The organism is Allomuricauda sp. CAU 1633, from assembly GCF_017313225.1.
GTDB lineage: Bacteria > Bacteroidota > Bacteroidia > Flavobacteriales > Flavobacteriaceae > Flagellimonas.
The window spans coordinates 365,557-387,051 of the sequence record NZ_JAFLNE010000003.1 but is presented as its reverse complement, the minus strand read 5'-3'; the positions used below and the strand labels follow the sequence as shown (position 1 = coordinate 387,051).

The 21,495-nt window shown below is 42.6% G+C and carries 17 protein-coding genes; 16 read left to right on the top strand and 1 reads right to left on the bottom strand.

What is annotated here, in order from left to right:
- Positions 1 to 270 precede the first annotated feature (270 nt).
- From J0X14_RS11210 to J0X14_RS11150, 12 genes are all read left to right on the top strand, one after another.
- Positions 271 to 1,254, top strand: a complete 984-nt coding sequence (locus J0X14_RS11210) for a c-type cytochrome (RefSeq protein ID WP_207097868.1) — start codon at positions 271 to 273, stop codon at positions 1,252 to 1,254.
- An 8-nt stretch (positions 1,255 to 1,262) separates the two neighbouring features.
- Positions 1,263 to 1,940, top strand: a complete 678-nt coding sequence (locus J0X14_RS11205) for a Tat (twin-arginine translocation) pathway signal sequence containing protein (protein ID WP_207097867.1) — start codon at positions 1,263 to 1,265, stop codon at positions 1,938 to 1,940.
- Positions 1,941 to 1,951: 11 nt separating this feature from the next.
- Positions 1,952 to 2,362 (top strand): DsrE family protein, encoded by a 411-nt coding sequence (locus J0X14_RS11200; RefSeq protein ID WP_207097866.1) that lies wholly within the window; start codon positions 1,952 to 1,954, stop codon positions 2,360 to 2,362.
- Between the two features lie 175 nt (positions 2,363 to 2,537).
- Complete coding sequence (locus J0X14_RS11195; protein WP_207097865.1) at positions 2,538 to 2,858, top strand: GIY-YIG nuclease family protein; 321 nt, start codon at positions 2,538 to 2,540, stop codon at positions 2,856 to 2,858.
- A gap of 27 nt (positions 2,859 to 2,885) precedes the next feature.
- Positions 2,886 to 3,809: a tRNA epoxyqueuosine(34) reductase QueG gene (gene queG, locus J0X14_RS11190; protein ID WP_207097864.1), complete on the top strand. Its 924-nt coding sequence runs from the start codon at positions 2,886 to 2,888 to the stop codon at positions 3,807 to 3,809.
- Positions 3,810 to 3,942: 133 nt separating this feature from the next.
- Positions 3,943 to 5,616: an MFS transporter gene (locus J0X14_RS19070; RefSeq protein ID WP_242527999.1), complete on the top strand. Its 1,674-nt coding sequence runs from the start codon at positions 3,943 to 3,945 to the stop codon at positions 5,614 to 5,616.
- Positions 5,617 to 5,740: 124 nt separating this feature from the next.
- On the top strand, positions 5,741 to 8,041 hold the full coding sequence (locus J0X14_RS11175) for an NADP-dependent malic enzyme (protein ID WP_207097863.1): 2,301 nt from the start codon (positions 5,741 to 5,743) through the stop codon (positions 8,039 to 8,041).
- A gap of 29 nt (positions 8,042 to 8,070) precedes the next feature.
- Complete coding sequence (gene ruvA / locus J0X14_RS11170; protein ID WP_207097862.1) at positions 8,071 to 8,652, top strand: Holliday junction branch migration protein RuvA; 582 nt, start codon at positions 8,071 to 8,073, stop codon at positions 8,650 to 8,652.
- A 5-nt stretch (positions 8,653 to 8,657) separates the two neighbouring features.
- Positions 8,658 to 15,797, top strand: coding sequence for a cell surface protein SprA (gene sprA / locus J0X14_RS11165; RefSeq protein ID WP_207097861.1), 7,140 nt, complete (start codon positions 8,658 to 8,660; stop codon positions 15,795 to 15,797).
- A 104-nt stretch (positions 15,798 to 15,901) separates the two neighbouring features.
- The gene (gene gcvH, locus J0X14_RS11160) at positions 15,902 to 16,282 is read left to right on the top strand and encodes a glycine cleavage system protein GcvH (protein WP_207097860.1); all 381 of its coding nucleotides are present in this window, start codon (positions 15,902 to 15,904) and stop codon (positions 16,280 to 16,282) included.
- A 49-nt stretch (positions 16,283 to 16,331) separates the two neighbouring features.
- Entirely contained in the window at positions 16,332 to 16,682 is a 351-nt protein-coding gene (locus tag J0X14_RS11155; protein ID WP_207097859.1) for a VanZ family protein, read from the top strand.
- A gap of 52 nt (positions 16,683 to 16,734) precedes the next feature.
- Positions 16,735 to 17,439, top strand: coding sequence for an energy transducer TonB (locus tag J0X14_RS11150; protein ID WP_207097858.1), 705 nt, complete (start codon positions 16,735 to 16,737; stop codon positions 17,437 to 17,439).
- Between the two features lie 71 nt (positions 17,440 to 17,510).
- Here J0X14_RS11150 and J0X14_RS11145 read toward each other — a convergent pair whose 3' ends face one another.
- The gene (locus J0X14_RS11145) at positions 17,511 to 18,407 is read right to left on the bottom strand and encodes an MBL fold metallo-hydrolase (protein WP_207097857.1); all 897 of its coding nucleotides are present in this window, start codon (positions 18,405 to 18,407) and stop codon (positions 17,511 to 17,513) included.
- Positions 18,408 to 18,526: 119 nt separating this feature from the next.
- Here J0X14_RS11145 and cyoE point away from each other — a divergent pair, with 119 nt between their 5' ends.
- The 4 genes from cyoE (at position 18,527) to J0X14_RS11125 (ending at position 21,481) form a co-directional block, all read left to right on the top strand.
- Positions 18,527 to 19,426: a heme o synthase gene (cyoE, locus tag J0X14_RS11140; protein WP_207097856.1), complete on the top strand. Its 900-nt coding sequence runs from the start codon at positions 18,527 to 18,529 to the stop codon at positions 19,424 to 19,426.
- Positions 19,427 to 19,431: 5 nt separating this feature from the next.
- A complete protein-coding gene (locus tag J0X14_RS11135) occupies positions 19,432 to 20,013 on the top strand; it encodes a heme-copper oxidase subunit III (RefSeq protein WP_207097855.1) in 582 nt (193 codons plus the stop codon).
- 93 nt (positions 20,014 to 20,106) lie between these two features.
- Entirely contained in the window at positions 20,107 to 21,081 is a 975-nt protein-coding gene (locus J0X14_RS11130; RefSeq protein ID WP_207097854.1) for a cytochrome c oxidase subunit 3, read from the top strand.
- Between the two features lie 16 nt (positions 21,082 to 21,097).
- On the top strand, positions 21,098 to 21,481 hold the full coding sequence (locus tag J0X14_RS11125; protein WP_207097853.1) for a cytochrome C oxidase subunit IV family protein: 384 nt from the start codon (positions 21,098 to 21,100) through the stop codon (positions 21,479 to 21,481).
- Positions 21,482 to 21,495 lie beyond the last annotated feature (14 nt).

The following is a 21,495-nucleotide window of genomic DNA, read 5'->3' as shown; positions in this document are numbered from 1 at the left end:
CTAACCACTTAAATTTTAACATTTTTTTGTAATTTAATACAATGTATTGGTTTGCAATGTTTTATATGGTTTTTCCTATAAAGTATTTAGGGTAATTCCATGGTTTTGCACCATATCGCTACTCCAGATCTACCATTTATAAATTAAGTCTTCAGATAGATTTTAATGAATCAATGTGGTAGCATGGGGGAAAGTCAAAAAAATATAAATACTTCCGCTTCAACGGATTTTCAGTCCTTATCCAAGCAAATAAGGGGGTTGTGCACTAAAATGGGCATTTGTACAGCCCTCTTGATTTTTTTGGCATTTGGGGTAATCATGATTGGCTTTGGTTCTGAGAAAAAAACCTACGCTGCTTTTCCAGACGAAGTCTACTACATGGATTATAATGTGTACAACCTCTCCTTTTCCGAGAAAAATGAACTGATCAAATGGGGGTTTGAGATTTTCAGAAATACCTCATTACACATTGGCCCCAAACAGAAAGATTCCACCCAAATATTTGCCGGAAACAACTTGGCTTGTGCCAGTTGTCATCTCAACGGCGGAACCAAACCCTATGGTGCACCGCTGATCGGTGTAATTAAACGCTTTCCCCAATATCGTGGACGTGAAGATAAAATTGGGACGATTGAGGAACGAATCAATGGCTGTATGGAACGTAGCATGAATGGAAGAATGATGCCGGAAGACAATGCAGAAATGAAAGCTCTTGTGGCCTACATGGATTGGTTGGGCCGTGCGGCACCGGAAGATGGCAAAATAGAAGGGCAAGGGTTTATGAAAGTCAAGATACCCAATCGTTCCGTGAATTTGGAACACGGTCAGCTAATTTTTGAGAAAGTCTGCGTGGAATGTCATGGAATGGATGGACAAGGGCAGATTGTGGAAGGGGAGGGACTTTATCTGTATCCACCACTTTGGGGCAATGATTCCTATAACAATGGGGCAGGAATGACCAGGGTCATTACCGCTGCAGAATTCATTAAGAGTAATATGCCCTATGGAACCACCTATGACCAACCCTTGCTTACCGATGAGGAGGCCTATGATGTGGCGGGATACATCAATCAAAAATTTAGACCTACCAAACCCAATCGCGAGGTCGATTTTCCGGATTTGGTTAAAAAACCTGTTTCTACACCGTATGGCCCCTATGTGGATTCATTTACGGAAGAACAACACCAATTGGGGCCATTCCAACCTATTATGGATTACTATCTAGAAAACCATAAAATCAATAAATCTAAATAAACACTACTATGAAAACAACAAAAACAACAACGAGAAGAAATTTTATGGGAGCCATGATGTTGGGAGCTACAGCATCCACATTATCGGCCCTTACCAACCCTATTTTGGCAGGCATGCCAGAATTTACCCATTCTGAAATGAATGATGCAGAAGCTTGGTTGAAAACCATTAAAGGAAATCATCGTGTGGTGTATGATGGTTCTTATCCGCATAAAGGGTTTCCAGTTATCTGGAATTGGGCCTTTTATTTGTCCAACAATGAAATGGGGTCAACGGATGATCAGGTCACGGCCATGACCGTATTTCGACATGATGCCATTCCCTTGGCGTTGCATGATGATCTTTGGAAAAAATATCCCTTGGGAGAAATGTTCCATGTTAAAAAAGCAGATGGAACTCCCTACGATCGTAATCCATTTTATGAACCCCAAGAGGGTGATTTTCCATTGCCCATGATACAAGGGGTTAAAGACATGCTGGGGCGTGGCGCTATGTTCTGTGTCTGCAATCTGGCACTTAATGTATATAGTGGTGCCATTGCACAGCAGATGGGAAAAGACCCCAATGCGGTATACGAAGAGTGGAAGGCTGCCGTGTTGCCCGGTATCCAAATTGTGCCCTCTGGAGTCTGGGCATTGGGTAGAGCCCAAGAAGAGGGTTGTGGTTACATTTTTGCGGGAGAATAAATCGTAGTATCATGAAAAAAGCAATTCTATTTATCATGTTAATGGTTTCTGGGATTATTTTGGCCCAGAAAGAACCCATCAAAGTAGTATTTGATGTTACCAGTAGTAATCCGGATGTTCATAGAACCGCTGCCAAACATTTACGATTGATGGCAGAGGCGTATCCCGATTCGGAGTTTGAAATGGTCATTTACAGTGGTGCTTTTACATTAGTGGACAAAAAATCATCAGCGGCAGGGGAGAGCCTGTCCGAAATTGTCCAAAAAGACAATGTGTCCATTGTTATTTGTCAGCAGACCATGAAGCGTCATGAAATGACCATGGATGATCTTATTCCAGGAGTGAGTTCTGTACCCGATGGTATTTATGAAATCTACATGAAACAAAAGGAAGGCTGGGGTTACATTAAGGAAGCGCAATAAGCAGTTCCCATACTGATTAGCTATCAAGAAAACCGGAGTGAGCAGCTTCGGTTTTTTTGTTGTCTTCTATGTCAGGCTGAGCGCAGTCGAAGCCTCAAAAAAGAGAAAACTTCCTAAAGTGTCAGGCTGAGCGTAGTCGAAGCCCTTTATTGAGACAAATGTTTAAATTTACGCCGTGTTTACCTACTATGTCTATATTTTAAAGTGCGCGGATAATTCCTTTTACACAGGAATAACAAATAATTTAGAGATACGCTTGCAACAACATAGATCTGGTTTCACAAAAAGCTGCTACACCTATAAAAGAAGACCTGTTGAGTTAAAATTTCAGCAAGAGTTCAATGATGTTTTGCGGGCTATTTATTTTGAGAAAAAAATCAAAGGGTGTACAAGGGCAAAAAAGATTGCCTTGATAAAAGGTGATTTTGATACGTTACAGACTTTGGCAGAATGCAGAAACGCAACGCACTTCAAATACCAACCTTTAGACGAGTAAGCGCTTCGACTGCGCTCAGCATGGCAGATGGGTACTAAACAAATGCATACCGATTTAATCAAGACCGAAGCCAAGCGCCTCGGTTTTTTGTCTTGTGGGATTTCCAAAGCACAATTCTTGGAGGAAGAAGCTCCGAGACTGGAAAAATGGCTCAACCAGAATATGCACGGGGAAATGCAGTATATGGAAAACCATTTTGACAAGCGGTTGGATCCAACAAAGCTTGTTGAAGATTCCAAATCCGTTATTTCATTATTGTTGAATTACTACCCATCTGAAAAACAAAATCCAGATTCCTATAAAATTTCCAAATATGCTTATGGAATGGATTATCACTTTGTGATAAAGGACAAGCTCAAAAACCTGTTGCATTTCATTCAAGAAGAAATAGGGGAAGTACATGGCAGGGCCTTTGTGGATTCCGCTCCCGTTTTGGACAAAGCTTGGGCGGCCAAAAGCGGTTTGGGATGGATGGGAAAGCATAGCAATCTCTTGACCCAACAGGTGGGCTCTTTCTACTTTATTGCCGAGCTTATTGTGGACTTGGAACTGGAATATGATACTCCGGTCACGGACCACTGCGGTACCTGCACGGCCTGCATTGATGCTTGCCCTACGGAAGCCATTGTGGAACCTTATGTGGTGGATGGCAGCAAATGCATTTCCTATTTTACCATTGAATTGAAGAATGAGATTCCAAACGAGTTCCATGGAAAATTTGATGAGTGGATGTTCGGCTGCGATGTTTGCCAGGATGTTTGTCCATGGAACCGCTTTTCAAAACCCCATAACGAACCTTTGTTCAATCCAAACCCAGAGTTGTTGTCCTTTACTAAAAAGGATTGGGAAGAAATTACGGAGGATGTTTTCAAGAAAATATTCCAGAAATCCGCAGTTAAGCGTACCAAGTTGTCCGGGCTTAAGCGAAATATTGATTTTATCAAAGAGTAAAAAGCTTTCCATTAGGTCTTTTGGGAATTATTTCTGTAGGCATTACGAAAAAATGCTATCTTGAAGTCGGGTTTTTTGAGGAATTCTCATTTATTCCCTATCCCTGTTGCAAACTAACTAAACTCACACAGCAATGAAGATTACCAAACCAAGGTTGAGCTTTTGGCAAATCTGGAATATGAACGTTGGATTCTTCGGGATCCAATTCAGTTTTGGCCTACAACAAACTGCTGTCAGTCCTATTTTCTCATTTTTAGGTGCCCATCATGATGAGCTTCCCCTATTGAACTTGGCCGGTCCCGTAACAGGCCTGTTGATTCAGCCTATCATTGGAGCCATTTCTGATAAAACATGGTCACCCAAATGGGGTGGGCGCCGTAAACCGTTCTTTTTAATTGGGGCTATTTTGGCCAGCTTATGTCTTTTTGCCTTCCCATTTAGTCCTGAACTCTGGTTTGCCGTGGGATTATTATGGATTTTGGATGCAGGGAACAACACAGCCATGGAACCCTACAGGGCCTTTGTGGGAGATAAACTGCCCGATAGTCAATTGACCTTCGGCTACCAAATGCAGAGCCTTTTTGTGGGAGCAGGGATTACCTTGGCCAACTTGTCGCTGTTTGCTTTTCAGCATTGGTTCAGTACATCCGCTGAAACCAGTGGACTTTTTGATACGGTAGCTGAAACAACTTCTTCCATTCCAACTTGGGTGTACTATTCTTTCTTTTTAGGAGCTTTGGCTTCCATTGGAACGGTATTGTGGTCCGTTTGGAAAACCCCTGAAATTCCCCCAGCACCTGAAGAGCTTCAGGAAATTAAAGAACTGAATGAAAATACCCCAGCACCCATCATTCAAATATTGAGTGTGCTTTTTGTTATTTTTTCTGTTCCGCTTGCTTTGGGCTATTTGTTGGGCGGCGTGTATCCGCAATTATGGGAAAACATCAACCTTTGGGTCATCTTCGTTTTGGTATTTGCTTTCTTATGGCTGTATATGCTCTATCGAATCATCAAAAAAAATACGGGAAACCCAACCATCAAAAAACTGGGTGAGACGTTGAATCCCTTGCTTGAAGCCGCAGAAGCCATTGGAGTAATGCCTGGATTCTTGTGGAAACTGGCCGCTGTTTATCTATTTCAATGGTATGCACTGTTCGTATACTGGCAGTTTATGCCACCTATGTTGCGAAGCAGTTTGTACGGCATAACCAATGAGGATAATGAGCGCTTCGAATCCATAATGTCTTCCTTTAGGGAGGGCGCTACCATCAGTGCAGAAGACATGTCCTTTGCAGAGCAGATTCAATCTTTGGCCGAACAAGCTTTGGGGCATGCTGGTTTAATGAATGGCACGTACAATTTTGTGACCATGTTAGTGGCTTTGGCCTTGGTGCCCATTGCTTCTAGAATTGGTTCAAAGTTGGTGTACGTACTCTGTTTGTTCCTGACAGGTGTGGCCATGCTGATGATGCCTTTTATTACCGATAAATGGTTGTTGCTGGCTCCCATGGTCTTGTTTGGAATAGGTTGGGCCGCTATGATGGGCATTCCCTACGCCATGGTTTCCAAAGTAATTCCAGAAGAACGCCGTGGAGTATATATGGGAATTGTTAACATGATGATTGTTATTCCCATGTTGATTCAAACGGTAAGTTTTGGTCCCATTATCAAGAATTGGATGAACAACAGTGCAATCAATGCCATTTTGTTCGGTGGGATATTCTTTATCATTGCTGGATTATTGGCCATGCGTCTTAACCTCCCACAGGACAAAAGAGATTCAGAATTGGATGCAGAAATACCATAGGTTTTCAGAAAGAGGGGAGACCGTAAATATTGTTTGAGATTTAACTTTTGTATCAAAATTGGTGTCTATGGTATTACCTTAAAACCATGGAATGCCCTACCTTTACCCATTCATTAGCCACTATATGAGTAAGGAAAAGCAAAGAAGGGAAGCGTTACTTTATCACGCAAAGCCACAACCAGGAAAGATAAAGGTAGTACCAACCAAACCGTATTCCACACAAAGAGACTTGGCATTGGCCTACTCTCCCGGAGTAGCAGAACCCTGTTTGGAGATCGAAAAAAATAAGGACGATGTCTATAAATACACGGCAAAAGGAAATATTGTAGCGGTGATTTCCAATGGGACCGCCGTTCTGGGCCTTGGCAATATTGGGCCAGAAGCATCAAAACCCGTGATGGAAGGGAAAAGCCTTCTGTTTAAAATTTTTGCGGACATTGATGGTATTGATATTGAATTGGATACCGAAGATGTAGACAAATTCATTGAAACCGTTAAGACCATTGCCCCAACATTTGGAGGCATCAATTTGGAGGATATTAAAGCACCGGAAGCTTTTGAAATTGAACGCCGCCTTAAAGAAGAATTGGATATTCCCGTAATGCACGATGACCAGCATGGAACGGCCATTATTTCTGCTGCAGCTTTGCTGAATGCCTTGGAATTGACCAATCAAAAGATTGATGAGGTGAAAATAGTGGTCAGTGGCGCTGGTGCCGCTGCGGTTTCCTGTACAAAACTCTACAAGGCTTTTGGGGCCAAAGCTGAGAATATCGTGATGTTGGACAGTAAGGGGGTTATCCGTAGTGATCGGGAAAACCTTAGTGATGAGAAGAGAGAGTTCGCCACGGATAGGAAGATTGATACCTTGGAAGAGGCCATGAAAGATTCCGATGTGTTTATTGGGCTTTCTATCGCCAATATTGTAACGCCCAAAATGCTCAAATCCATGGCAGAGGATCCCATTGTATTTGCCATGGCCAACCCTAATCCAGAAATTGCATACGATCTGGCTCTAAAAACCAGAAAAGATGTCATTATGGCCACAGGGCGTTCCGATCATCCTAACCAAGTGAACAATGTACTTGGCTTCCCGTTTATTTTTAGGGGGGCATTGGATGTTAGGGCTACCAAAATCAATGAAGAAATGAAGATGGCTGCGGTAAGGGCGTTGGCTGATTTGACCCGGGAATCGGTTCCTGAGCAAGTGAACATCGCTTATGATACTACTCGACTGGCCTTTGGAAAGGAGTACATCATTCCAAAACCATTTGATCCACGGTTGATTACTACCATTCCACCTGCGGTAGCAAAAGCAGCCATGGAAAGTGGTGTGGCTAAGTTTCCCATACAGGATTGGGAAAAATACGAGGAAGAACTTTACCAAAGGTCGGGTAACGATAATAAAGTGGTTCGATTGATGCACAACCGGGCCAAGCTGAACCCAAAACGTATTGTTTTTGCGGAGGCCGAATTGTTGGATGTGTTAAAAGCTGCCCAAATTGTACATGACGAAGGTATTGCCATACCCATACTTTTAGGACATAAGGAGACGATAGAAAAGTTAAAGAAGGAGCTCGACTTTGATGCTGAGGTGCCTATTATGGACCCTCGAGCGGATGAGACCAGTGAAATGCGTACAAAATACGCCTTGAAGCTATGGGAAATCAGAAAACGAAAAGGAGAGACGAAATATAGTGCCCGGGTAAATATGGGCAAACGAAATTATTTTGGGGCCATGATGCTTCAGGAAGGGGATGCGGATGGAATGATCTCTGGATATTCCAGGGCTTATCCAAGGGTGTTGCGCCCTGTTTTTGAAGTCTTGGGTCGTGCCAAAGGCGTAAAAAATGCCTCCACGGTGAATATTATGATCACCGAAAGGGGTCCACTCTTTTTGGCGGATACCTCCATCAATATTGATCCCAACGCCGAAGAATTGGCTGAGATAGCTCAAATGACCGCCAATGTGGCCAAAACCTTTGGTTTTAGCCCGGTTATGGCGATGTTGTCATACGCTAATTTTGGGTCTTCAAGCCACCCACACGCCCAAAAGGTGAGGGAAGCGGTAAAGATTCTACATGAGAGAAATCCTGAGCTGATTGTGGATGGTGAAATTCAGACTGATTTTGCTTTGAGTCAGGAGCTGTGCAATAATAATTTCCCATTTTCAAAAATTTCAGGAAAGAAAGTAAACACATTGATCTTCCCTAATTTGGAATCGGCCAACATTACCTATAAATTGCTCAAAGGATTGCACGAAGCAGATTCTATTGGACCAATTATGGTTGGTTTGCCAAGGGCTGCCCATATTATTCAGTTGGGAGCCAGTGTGGATGAAATGGTAAACATGGCGGCTGTGGCCGTAATTGATGCCCAAGAACGGGAAAAAAGAAGAAAGGCAAGGATGGAATCCGAAGCCTAGTTTCAAACTAAGCAACTTTAGGTCGCGAAATGATTAACCACCTCAGAGGAAAACTGGTAGAAAAGAACCCCACCTATGTCATTGCGGAGTGCAATGGGGTGGGCTACTTTTTACATATTTCCCTGCATACCTTTTCCTTGTTGAAAGATGAAGAGAACATTCACTTGTACACCCATCTTCTCATCAAGGAAGATTCCCATACCCTCTTCGGTTTTGTAGAAAAATCTGAACGGGAAATTTTCAGGTTATTGATTTCTGTTTCTGGGGTGGGATCTAGTATTGCAAGAACCATGCTTTCTTCACTTTCTCCAACGGAGGTTCGGGATGCGATAGCCAATGGAGACGTGGCTTCCATTCAGGCAATCAAGGGAATAGGAGCCAAGACGGCCCAACGCGTAATCTTGGACCTTAAGGACAAGATTTTGAAAGTCTACGATATGGGAGAAGTTTCCCCTCAATCAAACAATACAAGTAAAGAAGAAGCGTTATCTGCTTTAGAGGTTCTTGGTTTCACCAGAAGACAATCTGAAAAGGTGGTTGACAAAGTGCTTTCCCAAGACCCTTCACTTAGCGTCGAGAACACTATAAAACAGGCGCTGAAAAATTTGTAACTAGTTTGAAAAGAGGGGCAAAACCAATGCTTAAACCATCGAGTTTTAAGTACATTTTCTTGTTTTCATGTTTCTTGATTACGGCCATGATGATGGGTCAGGAGACCAATGAGCAGGCTCAAGATTCTGTACAGACGGGCGTAGCGCTTGGCCGCTTGATATTGGATAACCCCGACAGTATCGTTGCCAAGTATACCTATGATCCCAATACCGATCAATATATTTACACAGAGAGCATTGGGGATTTCAACGTAAATTACCCACTTATCCTCACTCCGGAACAGTACTATGATTTGGTGGAGAAGGAGCAGATGAAATCCTATTTCAAGGAAAAAATAGATGCCTTTACAGGTCGAAAGGAGGGAAGTGAAGAAGCTCGAAAAAATCTACTGCCCAACTTTTATGTGAACAGCAACTTTTTTGAATCCATCTTTGGTGGGAATACTATTGAAGTGATTCCCCAAGGTTCCGTGGCCATGGATTTGGGAGTGTTGTGGCAAAAAAATGACAATCCAGCATTATCGCCCAGAAACCGAACCAACCTTTCTTTCGATTTTGATCAGCGTATCAGTTTGAGTTTATTGGGAAAAGTGGGGGAGCGACTCCAAGTGACCGCTAACTATGACACAGAGGCCACTTTTGATTTCCAAAACTTGGTCAAGTTGGATTACACTCCTACCGAAGATGACATTCTACGAAAAATAGAGATAGGTAACGTGAACATGCCTTTGAACAGTTCACTGATCACAGGCGCACAAAGCCTTTTTGGGGTGAAGACACAATTGCAATTTGGGAAAACAACGGTTACCGCAGTTTTTTCTGAGCAGCGATCCCAGAATAATACCGTTGTGGCCCAAGGCGGGGGAACCTTAAATGAATTTGCCCTTACCGCATTGGACTATGATGAAGACAAACACTTTTTCTTGGCACACTATTTTAGGGATAATTATGACCGTGCTTTGCAAAACTATCCCTTTATTCAAAGTCAGGTACAGATTACCAGATTGGAGGTATGGGTGACCAACCGCAACCAGCAGACCTTAAATGTTAGGAACGTAGTGGCCATTCAGGATTTGGGGGAAGCACTGTCAGATAAAACACGAATAGGAATCAACAATGGAGACCCAGCAGGATTCTTTAACCCTGTTGCAATTGCCACCGGATTTCCGCAAAACGGTGCCAACGATTACGATCCCAACCAGATTGGTTCTGGGGCCTTGACCCCATCCATTCGCGATATTGCCACGGTGGAAGCCGGATTTAATATTCCCGGATATTCTGTTAACCAAGGTTTTGATTATGCCATCCTGGAGAATGCCCGAAAACTGGAGCAGGGTAGAGACTATCAATTCGATTCTCAATTGGGATACATCTCCTTGAACCAACGATTGAGCAACGATGAGGTGTTGGGGGTAGCGTTTCAGTATACGTACAATGGGGAAGTGTATCAGGTTGGGGAGTTTGCCAACGGCGGTGTGGATGCCACAACCGTTTCTGGTGGCGTAAATCCAATTATTGAGAACAATACGCTGATCCTAAAATTGTTGAAGAGTAACATCACCAATGTGGATGACCCCATTTGGGATTTGATGATGAAAAATATTTACGCTACTGGAGCTTTTCAGTTGAGCGAGGAGGATTTCAAGTTGAACATTCTATATTCTGACCCTACTCCGAGGAACTATATCACCCCTGTGGATCCCAATATAGGATGGCCTTCTGGTTTGGAGGATCGGATTTTGATCAATGTGTTCAATTTGGATCGTCTTAATGTCTATAATGATGTACAACCGGGCGGAGATGGATTTTTTGATTATGTCCCTGGGATTACCGTAGACCCCCAATCGGGACGAATTATTTTTACCAAAGTGGAGCCCTTCGGGGAGTATTTATTTGAGCAACTGGGAGGGGGAGCGTATGATGTGGAAAACGATCAGGGGTATAATGTAAACCAGCAGCGGTACGTATTCCGAAACATGTATGCCAAAACCAAGGCCGCTTCATTGCAGGATGCGGAAAAGAACCGGTTCCAGATAAAAGGACGCTACAAATCCCAAGGGAATAATGGAATTCCAATCGGAGCCTTTAACGTGCCCAGAGGTTCGGTTCGGGTAACGGCTGGTGGACGTCAGCTTCAAGAAGGAATTGATTATACCGTGAACTATCAGGCGGGAACCGTTCAGATTTTGGATCCAAGTTTACAAGCTTCCAATACACCCATCAATATTTCAGTCGAGAACAATGCTGTTTTTGGGCAACAAACCCGAAGGTTTACCGGAATCAATGTGGAGCATCAATTCAATGAAAATTTTGTGTTGGGGGGAACGCTTCTCAATCTGAATGAGCGACCGCTGACCCAAAAATCCAATTACGGAATAGAACCCGTGAACAATACCATTTTTGGTCTGAATGGAAACTTTAGCACTGAGATTCCCTTTTTGACCCGACTGGCCAATAAGTTGCCAAATATTGATACCGATGTGCCTTCCAACCTATCCCTGCGGGGCGAAGTGGCTTTTTTGAAGCCCAACTCCCCCAAAAACGCAGATTTTCAAGGGGAGACCACCACCTATTTGGATGATTTTGAAGGGGCACAGGCCTTGATAGATATCCGTTCTTCCTTGGGATGGACCTTAGCGAGCCCGCCTGTTGAGTTTTTACAGGACAGAACCGATATTGATGTGGGCTATGAACGGGCAAAAATGGCATGGTATACCATCGACCCCATTTTTTATACCAACCAAAGACCATCGGGCCTATCTGATAATGATATTTCGCTGAACACCACCCGTAGGGTGTTCATTGACGAGGTTTTTACCGAAACCGATATTGCCCAAGGGCAAACCCAAGTCCAGAGCACTTTGGACATTGTATATTATCCTAACCAAAAAGGACCTTATAACGCCAACCCCGGTTTTGAAACTGAGACCCCGGAGGCCAAATGGGCCGGGATTATGCGTCCGTTGAGCAGTACCAATTTTGAACAATCCAATGTGGAATTTGTGCAGTTTTGGGTTCTTGATCCTTATGTGGATGGTCAGACCACCAATGCCAATGCAGGGGAGCTGGTATTGAACTTGGGAAATATTTCTGAAGATATTTTACGTGATGGTCGTAAGCAGTATGAAAACGGATTGCCGGCAAGTACCAATACCGAAGTGCCACGACCTACCATTTGGGGACAAGTACCTTCCACACAATCGTTGGTATATGCATTTGATGCCGATGAGGCCAATCGAACCTTGCAAGATGTAGGTTTGGATGGTTTGGATGATGCGGGTGAACAAACCATTTATAATGGTCCTGCAGAAGACCCCGCTTTGGATAACTATCAATATTATTTGAATAGGGATGGAAGCATTTTAGAACGCTATTCAGATTTTAACAATACGGATGGAAACTCGCCTGTTGCCGTGACCAATACCAATCGAGGTTCAACTACCTTGCCCGATGTGGAGGACATTGACCGGGATTTGACGATGAACACCGTGAACAGCTATTATGAGTATCGCATCCAAATTAAGCCCAATACCACCATAGATGATGAATATGTAACGGATATCCGCGAAGGCCTTACCCCATCATTGCCCAACGGTACCCAATTGAACCGTAGGTGGATTCAGTATAAAATTCCTTTGAGTGATTTTACCGATGCGGTAGGGGGAATCACCGATTTTAGGTCCGTCAGTTTTATGCGGATGTACCTGACTGGATTCTCCGATGATGTTGTGCTCCGTTTTGCCACTTTGGATTTGGTTCGTGGCGATTGGCGTACTTATACAAGGTCGTTGCAGCCCGATGTGGACAATGACCCTTCAGACGATGGTACCGTAACCGATGTGAACACTGTGAACATTGAGGAGAATTTTGGAAGACAGCCTATTCCGTACGTGTTGCCTCCGGGAGTGGTTCGGGAGCAGTTAAACAACAACAATACCATTATCCGTCAGAATGAACAGTCCTTGTCATTTGTTGTAGACGGATTGGAATCTGAGGACTCCCGCGGGGTTTTCAAAAATGTGAACGTCGATGTGCGGCAATATGAACGGATAAAGATGTTCATGCACGCCGAAAAAATTATGAGTGGCGACTATTCGGATGATGATACGCCTTTGGTTGGTTTTCTTCGAATAGGGACAGATTTCTCGGAAAACTTCTACCAGATAGAATTGCCGCTTCAGTTTACACCCTTCAATGTAACCTCTGCAGATCAGATTTGGCCAGATGTCAACCAAATTGACATTGCCTTGGACGACCTTAATAAAGTAAAATCGCGTGGAATAGCCGAACAGACTCTGAATCAAATCAATTATTATGAAGTAGTGGATGGCGAGGTAATTCCTGTAGATGAATTTGCACCGAGAACCTTGGGAAGAATCCGTATTGGAATCCGCGGTAATCCTTCCTTAGGTAGTATCCGTGGGATGATGGTCGGGATTAAGAACATAGATGACCTACCTGCTAGGGGAGAGGTATGGTTCAATGAGCTGCGTTTGGCAGGATTGGACAATAACGGAGGATGGGCTGCCATAGCAGCCTTGGATGCCAACATGGCTGATTTTGCCAATGTATCGGCTACAGGAAGCAAAAGTACTTCTGGGTTTGGGTCCATAGACCAAATGCCCAATGAACGATCCAGGGAAGATGCCATTTCCTATGATGTGGTCACCAATGTAAATGTGGGCCAGTTGTTCCCAAAGAAATGGAATCTACAATTGCCGTTCAACTATGGAATTTCTGAAACTTTGATCACACCCGAATTTGATCCTGTGTATGACGACCTCAAATTGGAAGACCGAATTGATGCAGCAGAAACTCCCGAGGATGCTGAAGCCATCAAAAAGCAGGCAGAAGATTACACCAAGCGTACCAGTATCAACTTGATCGGGGTGCGAAAAAATAGAGGAGAGGAAGCGGAAGCCAACTTCTTTGATGTGGAAAACTTCACCTTCAATTATTCCTATAACGAAACCAATCACAGGGATTTTGAGATAGCTGATCTTAAAGACCAGAATGTGAATACGGGATTTGTGTACAATCACAATTTTAAACCAGCTCCAGTGGCGCCTTTTGCCAAGAAGGACTCCCTTTTTATGAGCAAATACTGGCAATGGTTAAAGGATTTGAATTTTAATGTATTGCCTACCAGTTTGTCTGTAAATGCAAATTACCTCCGCTCTTTTAACCAGCAGCGTTTTAGGGATGTATTGGAACCTGGGGTGGATGCTTTGGAATTACCGTTGTTGCAACAACGTAACTATCTGTTCAATTGGCAGTATACCTTAAATTATAGCCTCAGCAAATCCTTGCGGTTGAATTTGACGGGTTCCAACAACAGGATCGTCCGGAATTATTTTAATGTGGATGACGACCCGGATTCGGGTATAGACGAGACCTTGGATTTGTGGGATGGTTTCTTTGATATTGGCGAACCCAATAGGCATGCTCAGCAAATGCAGTTGAATTACGAATTGCCGTTTAGTAAGTTTCCATTCCTGGATTTCATCAATGCGCAATATACCTACACCAGTAATTTTGACTGGCAACGTGGTGGAGATGCTTTGGCCGAAGTGGTTCAGGAAGCACTTAATGATCCCAATGCCCAAATAAATACCGTACAAAATGCGAGCACCCATAATTTAACGGCAAACTTGAGCATGCAACGCTTTTACGATTTCTTGGGATTGAAGAAGCGTGATGGAAAGGTTACTGCAACTGAAGCGGCCATACGCAGGGATAAAGCGGGTAACCCAGCCGAAGGTACAGGTGAAAACACACCCAAAAAGACCAGTAAAGGTTTCAATACTTTGGTGGATGTTTTAACCATGGTGAAACGGGTGAATGTAAATTACAGTGAAAATAGGGGAAAAGTACTGCCTGGATATACCCAATCCATTGGATTCATAGGAACCGCCCGTCCAACTTTGGGCTTTGTTTTTGGTAGTCAGGCTGATGTCCGTTACGAGGCGGCAAAGAACGGCTGGTTGACCACTTTTCCGGAATTCAATTCGCAATACATGCAGAATTCCACCAAGCAATTGAACATAACGGCTACGGCCCAGCCCACTCAGGATATCACCATCGATTTAACAGCCGATCGCCAATTGACCACTAGCTATCAAGAAAACTTTAGGGTGAATAATATAGGAGGCGGTGAATTGGAGTATGAGACCCTGTTGGGGAATACCTTTGGAAATTTCAGTATTTCCACTTTAATGATTGGAACCATATTCAAAAAGAGTGATGAGTTTGATTCTGAAACTTTTGAAACTTTCAAACAAAATAGAATTACCATCGCAAATAGGCTGGTATCGGACAGAGGTGAAAACCCCGGTGAATTGGATGAGGATGGGTTCCCAGAACGCTATGGAAAAACTCAGCAAGAAGTTTTGCTTCCGGCATTCTTTGCGGCTTATACGGGTCAGGATGTCAATCGGGTGAATCTGGATGCCTTCAGGCAAATCCCTATTCCAAACTGGAACATCAAGTATACTGGATTGATGAAGAATAAGTGGTTCCGAAAAAAGTTCAAGCGTTTTTCATTGAGTCATGGGTATCGAGCGGCGTATAGCATCAACTCTTTTCAGACCAACTTGGAACGTCAGAATACCACCACCGATCCTGAAACAGGAGATGTGTTACCTGAAAATATTATCAACAATGTGGTGTTGACGGACCAGTTTAATCCTTTGATGCGTGTGGATTTTGAAATGGCCAACTCCTTTAGTTTCTTGGCTGAAGTTCGTACTGACCGAACCCTTTCGCTTAGTTTTGACAACAATCTACTTACTGAAATCAATGGTAAGGAATACACGTTAGGATTAGGGTACCGTTTTAAAGATGTGAAGTTTGTGACCAATATTGGTGGCGAAAAGACGCGTTTAAAAGGAGATTTAAACCTAAAAGCCGATTTATCCCTACGGGATAACATCACCATCATCCGCAACTTGGATATTGACAATAACCAGATTACATCGGGCCAAAAATTGATGTCCATAAAATTCACTGCAGATTATGCCCTGAGCAAAAGTTTGAATGCACTTTTCTTCTACGATCACTCCTTCTCCAAATTTGCGGTTTCCACAGCATTTCCACAAACCACGATCAACACCGGGTTCACGATACGGTATAACTTCGGGAACTAGTAAAAAGGAGGAGGTATTTTTCACGGATATAATTGAAAGGTTTGTTTGAATACCAACCTGCAATCTGTTACATTTGTCCATCGACTAATTTCAAACTTTGACAAATGAACATACCAGCTGAACTGAAGTATACCAAGGACCACGAATGGGTCAAAATAGACGGTGACATTGCAACTGTAGGAATCACAGATTTTGCCCAGGGCGAATTGGGTGATATTGTTTATGTAGAGGTGGAAACCTTGGATGAGACCCTGGATAAAGAAGAGGTTTTTGGAACCGTGGAAGCGGTAAAGACCGTTTCCGATCTTTTTTTGCCCCTAAGTGGTGAAATTATCGAGTTCAATGAAGCATTGGAAGACGAACCCGAAAAGGTAAATACCGATCCTTATGGTGAAGGCTGGATGATCAAGATCAAAATGAGCGATACTTCTGAGGTGGAAGGTTTAATGAGTGATGAAGACTACAAGGCATTGATAGGTGCTTAAAAAAAATACGTATACCTTATTATTTATAAGCTGGGTGATGTTCATAACAATGCTCAGCTTATTTTCTTTCTCCGAGATGGATTTGGACACGGGACAATTGAATATTCCCTATGCCGATAAAATGACTCATTTTGTATTTTATTTGGTTTTTACGTTTCTGGGCGTTTTTTTTGTAAGGGAGCGTACCAAGGGCAATTTAAAATTGCGGAAAGCCATCGGGTATGTTTTTTTCGGGGCAGTTGCCTATGGCATACTTATTGAGGCTTTACAGTACACACTTACTGTTGATCGAATGGCCGAATTGGGTGATGTTTTTGCCAATGTATTGGGCGCATTTGTAGGAATTGGCCTTATCCAATGGCTTTTTTCCAAAAAAAGGCCGTTAAAATGGAAGTTTTAATTGCTTGTTTAACGAATTAATAATTAAATTAGCGAACACTAAATTCAAAAAGATGGAACTAAAAAAGAATCCAAAAGCAGATGTAGGACGAAACAGTTCACTCTATTTTGTTGTAGGGCTGGCCGCTGTTTTGGCATTGGTGTATGGAGCCATGGAATGGAAAAAATATGACAAGGCTAATGATTATGACATTGCCTTGAACGTTGAGGATCAGTTGGACGAAGAAGTGCCAATGACCGAACAAATAAAAACTCCACCGCCACCACCGCCACCTGCAGCTCCTGAGGTAATTGAAGTTGTTGAAGATGAGGAAGAGGTAGAAGAAACCGTAATCGAATCCACTGAGACCAGCCAAGAAGAAGAGGTTATCGAGATTGAAGAAGTAGAAGTGGAAGAGGTTGAAGAAGATATTTCAGTTCCATTTGCTGTTATTGAAGATGTACCTGTTTTCCCAGGTTGTGAAGGAGCCAGCGATAAAAAAGCTTGTTTCCAGGAAATGATGCAGAAGCATATCCGTAAAAACTTCCGTTACCCAGAAATTGCCCAGGAAATGGGTGTTCAAGGTAGGGTAAACGTAATTTTCGTTATCCAAAAAGATGGGAGCATCGGAAACATTAGAATGCGTGGACCGGACAAAAACTTGGAAGCGGAGGCATTGAGAATTATCGAGAGATTGCCTAAAATGACTCCTGGAAAGCAAAGAGGTAGAGCTGTAAAAGTACCTTTTAGTATTCCAATTACATTTAAGCTCCAGTAAAATATCTACAATTCCTGTTGAGGCGGGAATGGGAAAAGCCCTGATGGTAACGTCAGGGCTTTTTTTGTTCTTTACTTTGACTTTGCTACCAAGCTATTGTATACTGTTTCCCGCATACGTTCAGGATTAATGTACCCATTGCCATAGTCGGTGTCATATTTGGAAGTAAGATTACCGTTGCTTTTTACTTCCTCCAGAGACTTCCCAGCAGTAATCTCTTTTTGAATGATTTCTTTAATATCTTCAAGCACCTGAACATAAGTCTCCAGTTCAACTTTGTTTGACGGTCTTCCATGTCCGGGAATAATTTTGGTGTCACCATCAATCACCATTAGGGCTTTTCTATGAGCCGCAATATAGCCTTCAATGCTTCCACCACTTCCCAAATCTATATAGGGATAACGTCCTGCAAAATATGTATCGCCCATGTGCAATACATTCTCAGTCACGAAATAAATCAGGGCATCTCCATCGGTATGGGCGTTGTGCACGTGGATGGCCATCACGGTCTCCTCGCCATCATGGAAGGTAAGGTCCTCTGAAAAAGTGATTTCGGGCAAACTGTTCTCATATTCCTGTTGGCTCATTTCGTTGGCAGTCAATTTTTCCACACCACTGGCCTTAAGCCGTTTTCGAACATTATCCTGAGCCACCAAAACGGTCTCATCGGTATTAAAATTTATATTGCCACCTGTATGATCCCCATGCATGTGGGTGTTCAGTAAATAGGTAATCGGTTTGTCCGTAAGCGTGGCAATGGACATTTTAATTTTTTCGCTGAGCGGAGCAAATTGATCATCCACCATAAAAACGCTTTCTTGGCCCACATAAATGCCAATATTTCCGCCCCGTCCGGTAAGCATAAAGGTTCTTTGGGAAAGAGTGTCAATCGTGATGGTCACCTCATCATCTTGGGCATATAAAGTGAGTAAGGGCAATAAGAGCAAAAAGCTTAGGATGTAGCGCATAATTATAGTATTAGGGTTGATTTAATTAGATACTGACATTCAAAAATAACACAAAGACGATCAATGGGTTGGAAAAGAAATGAGATGACGTTATCTTTGCCTGCCAATTATGTTTGTGGATGAAATCTGCTGTAGGTTCCGTTAAAAATACTTCCTTTTCCTTACTATTTTCCGATTTCAAGGAGATTACCAAGGCCAAGCTGGCAGTTAGTGTTGTTTTTTCATCCATTGCCGGATATTTCTTGGGTGCCTATCAAATCAGTGCGGTATCCCTATTGTTATTGACCTTTGGCGGATATTGTATGGTTGGGGCCTCCAACGCCTTCAATCAAATCATTGAAAAGGACTTGGACGCTTTGATGAACCGTACCAAGAATCGTCCTATTCCTTCTGGAAGAATGTCGGTAAAGGCAGCATTGACCATCGCTATACTGTTGACCGTTCTGGGAGTAGTGGCCCTATTTGCGCTTAGCCCAAAGACAGCCATGTTTGGAGCAATCTCCATCTTTCTATATACTAGTGTATACACTCCTTTAAAAACAAAAACTCCACTAGCTGTTTTTGTGGGGGCTTTTCCTGGAGCAATCCCCTTTATGTTGGGTTGGGTAGCGGCTACTGACGATTTTGGCATTGAGCCCGGAACCCTTTTCATGATTCAGTTTTTTTGGCAATTTCCCCATTTTTGGGCTTTGGGTTGGATGTTGGACGAGGATTACAAAAAAGCAGGCTTTAAAATGTTGCCCACCGGTAAAAAGGATCAGGGCACCATCATGCAGATTATTTTATATACCGTTTGGATGATTGTCATCTCAGTGATGCCTGCCTTTGGCATTACAGGGAGATTGAACCTGTCTGTTGTAGCAGCAATATTGGTGTTGTTGGCAGGATTGACGATGCTATTTTTTGCATTCAGACTGTATGAAAAGCGAGACAATGTTACCGCAAGACGGTTGATGCTGGCAAGTGTCACCTATATATCATTGATTCAAATCATATACGTAATAGATAAGTTTATTTAATAAGAATGGATTTAACCCAGGGAACAGCGGAGGAGAAGAACAGAAGGGCAAAGAAAATGATGCTATGGTTTGGCATTGTAAGCCTTATTATGGGGTTTGCAGGTTGGACAAGTGCCTATATTGTAAGTAGTAAGCGGGACGATTGGATCAGTGATTTGGAATTGCCACAAGCGTTTTTCATCAGCACTGCAATCATAATTTTGAGTAGTATCACCTATTTTGTGGCCAAAAAATTTGTGTCAAGAAATGACCAAAAAATGGGAACCGTCTTTTTGCTGATTACTTTGGTGTTGGGGATATCCTTTATTGTCCTTCAATTCATTGGATTTTCACAAATGCTGGAGAATGGGTACTACTTTACAGGACCTACCAGTAGCATTAAAATGTCTTATGTTTTCTTGATTGCTGCAGTGCACATTGCCCACGTGGTAGCGGGATTGATATCCCTTTTGGTGGTAATGGTGCAGCAATTGAGGGGAAAATATATGCCTGGCGATATGTTGGGGATGGAATTGGGTGCCACGTTTTGGCATTTTCTGGATTTTCTTTGGGTATACTTAATACTATTTATGTATTTCGTGAAATAAATCTTTGTTCAATCAGTTTTCGTTCAAGTTTATCTTTTTGAATACGTCAAAAGGTGTAAATTTGTGAAAGTTTTACTAAAACGACCTTTTTATATGGATACAACGGTGACTACCGGTACAGAAGACAGCGTTTGGGGAGGCGGAAATAGACCCCTCGGCGCAAGCTATGGAAAATTGATGATGTGGTTTTTTATTGTCTCGGATGCCTTGACCTTTTCTGGGTTTTTGGTGTCATACGGCTTTTCCAGGTTCAAGTTTATAGAGACTTGGCCCATTGCCGATGAGGTATTTACCCACGTACCTTTTTTCCATGGAAATTACCCCATGTACTATGTGGCCTTTATGACCTTTATTTTGATTATGTCATCCGTGACCATGGTATTGGCTGTGGATGCAGGACATAAAATGAAACAGAACAGTGTCATCATCTATATGTTCCTTACCATCATTGGAGGTGCCATTTTCGTTGGCTCACAAGCATGGGAGTGGGCTACCTTTATTAAAGGAGACTATGGAGCAGTGGAGACCAAAGGAGGTCGTATCCTACAGTTTGTAAATGCTGAGACCGGTGAAAGGGCAGCATTGGCTGATTTTGCCACCACGCTGCCAGAGGAAAGGGTAAAGCACTTGAAGAGTGAAGGCATTTGGTTTGAGCAAGAAGGGTACAAAACTTCTTTCTCCCTAAATGAGGTTGTCGAAGGATTTAAGGCGACTCCAAATATCCTTATCCGTACGGAAACGATTACCGAAGAAGGTGAAAAAACACTTTTGAATAGAGAAGAATCCTTGGCAAAACTTTTGGATGGCACACAGGTAGTGGAAGGTGCAAACCTTATCCACAATGAGTATGGTAGCCGTCTTTTTGCGGATTTCTTCTTCTTTATTACAGGATTCCACGGATTCCACGTATTCTCTGGAGTGGTAATCAATATCATCATATTTTTCAACGTTATTCTGGGCACTTATGAGCGTAGGGGGCATTATGAAATGGTAGAGAAAGTGGGACTGTACTGGCACTTTGTGGATTTGGTATGGGTATTCGTATTTACATTCTTTTATTTGGTATAAAACATTGATTAGATAAATGGCACACGAGCATAAACTTGAGATTTTTAGAGGGCTGGTAAAATTTAAGTCGAACGTCCAAAAAATTTGGGGTGTTTTGATTTTCCTTACCATTGTAACAGCAGTAGAAGTTGCTTTGGGTATCACCAAACCACGTTTTTTGACTCACAATTATTTTATAGGAATGAAGCTCCTCAACTGGATATTCATTGTACTTACTTTGGTGAAAGCCTATTATATTACTTGGGATTTCATGCACATGCGTGATGAAAAGAGTTCCTTGAGAAGAGCAGTAGTTTGGACACCCATTTTCTTGGTGTGTTACTTAATATTTATACTTCTTTTTGAAGCCGATTACATTTACAATGTTTTCAAGGATGGCTTTATGGCTTGGAACTTCTAAAAGAGTATTAACAA

Bases quoted from the DNA above. Each gene is read 5' to 3' on its own strand.
- J0X14_RS11210 (WP_207097868.1), top strand. From the start codon at position 271: ATGGGCATTTGTACAGCCCTCTTGATTTTTTTGGCATTTGGGGTAATC.
- J0X14_RS11205 (WP_207097867.1), top strand. From the start codon at position 1,263: ATGAAAACAACAAAAACAACAACGAGAAGAAATTTTATGGGAGCCATG.
- J0X14_RS11200 (WP_207097866.1), top strand. From the start codon at position 1,952: ATGAAAAAAGCAATTCTATTTATCATGTTAATGGTTTCTGGGATTATT.
- queG (WP_207097864.1), top strand. From the start codon at position 2,886: ATGGGTACTAAACAAATGCATACCGATTTAATCAAGACCGAAGCCAAG.
- J0X14_RS19070 (WP_242527999.1), top strand. From the start codon at position 3,943: ATGAAGATTACCAAACCAAGGTTGAGCTTTTGGCAAATCTGGAATATG.
- J0X14_RS11175 (WP_207097863.1), top strand. From the start codon at position 5,741: ATGAGTAAGGAAAAGCAAAGAAGGGAAGCGTTACTTTATCACGCAAAG.
- ruvA (WP_207097862.1), top strand. From the start codon at position 8,071: ATGATTAACCACCTCAGAGGAAAACTGGTAGAAAAGAACCCCACCTAT.
- gcvH (WP_207097860.1), top strand. From the start codon at position 15,902: ATGAACATACCAGCTGAACTGAAGTATACCAAGGACCACGAATGGGTC.
- J0X14_RS11155 (WP_207097859.1), top strand. From the start codon at position 16,332: ATGCTCAGCTTATTTTCTTTCTCCGAGATGGATTTGGACACGGGACAA.
- J0X14_RS11150 (WP_207097858.1), top strand. From the start codon at position 16,735: ATGGAACTAAAAAAGAATCCAAAAGCAGATGTAGGACGAAACAGTTCA.
- J0X14_RS11145 (WP_207097857.1), bottom strand. From the start codon at position 18,407: ATGCGCTACATCCTAAGCTTTTTGCTCTTATTGCCCTTACTCACTTTA.
- cyoE (WP_207097856.1), top strand. From the start codon at position 18,527: ATGAAATCTGCTGTAGGTTCCGTTAAAAATACTTCCTTTTCCTTACTA.
- J0X14_RS11135 (WP_207097855.1), top strand. From the start codon at position 19,432: ATGGATTTAACCCAGGGAACAGCGGAGGAGAAGAACAGAAGGGCAAAG.
- J0X14_RS11130 (WP_207097854.1), top strand. From the start codon at position 20,107: ATGGATACAACGGTGACTACCGGTACAGAAGACAGCGTTTGGGGAGGC.
- J0X14_RS11125 (WP_207097853.1), top strand. From the start codon at position 21,098: ATGGCACACGAGCATAAACTTGAGATTTTTAGAGGGCTGGTAAAATTT.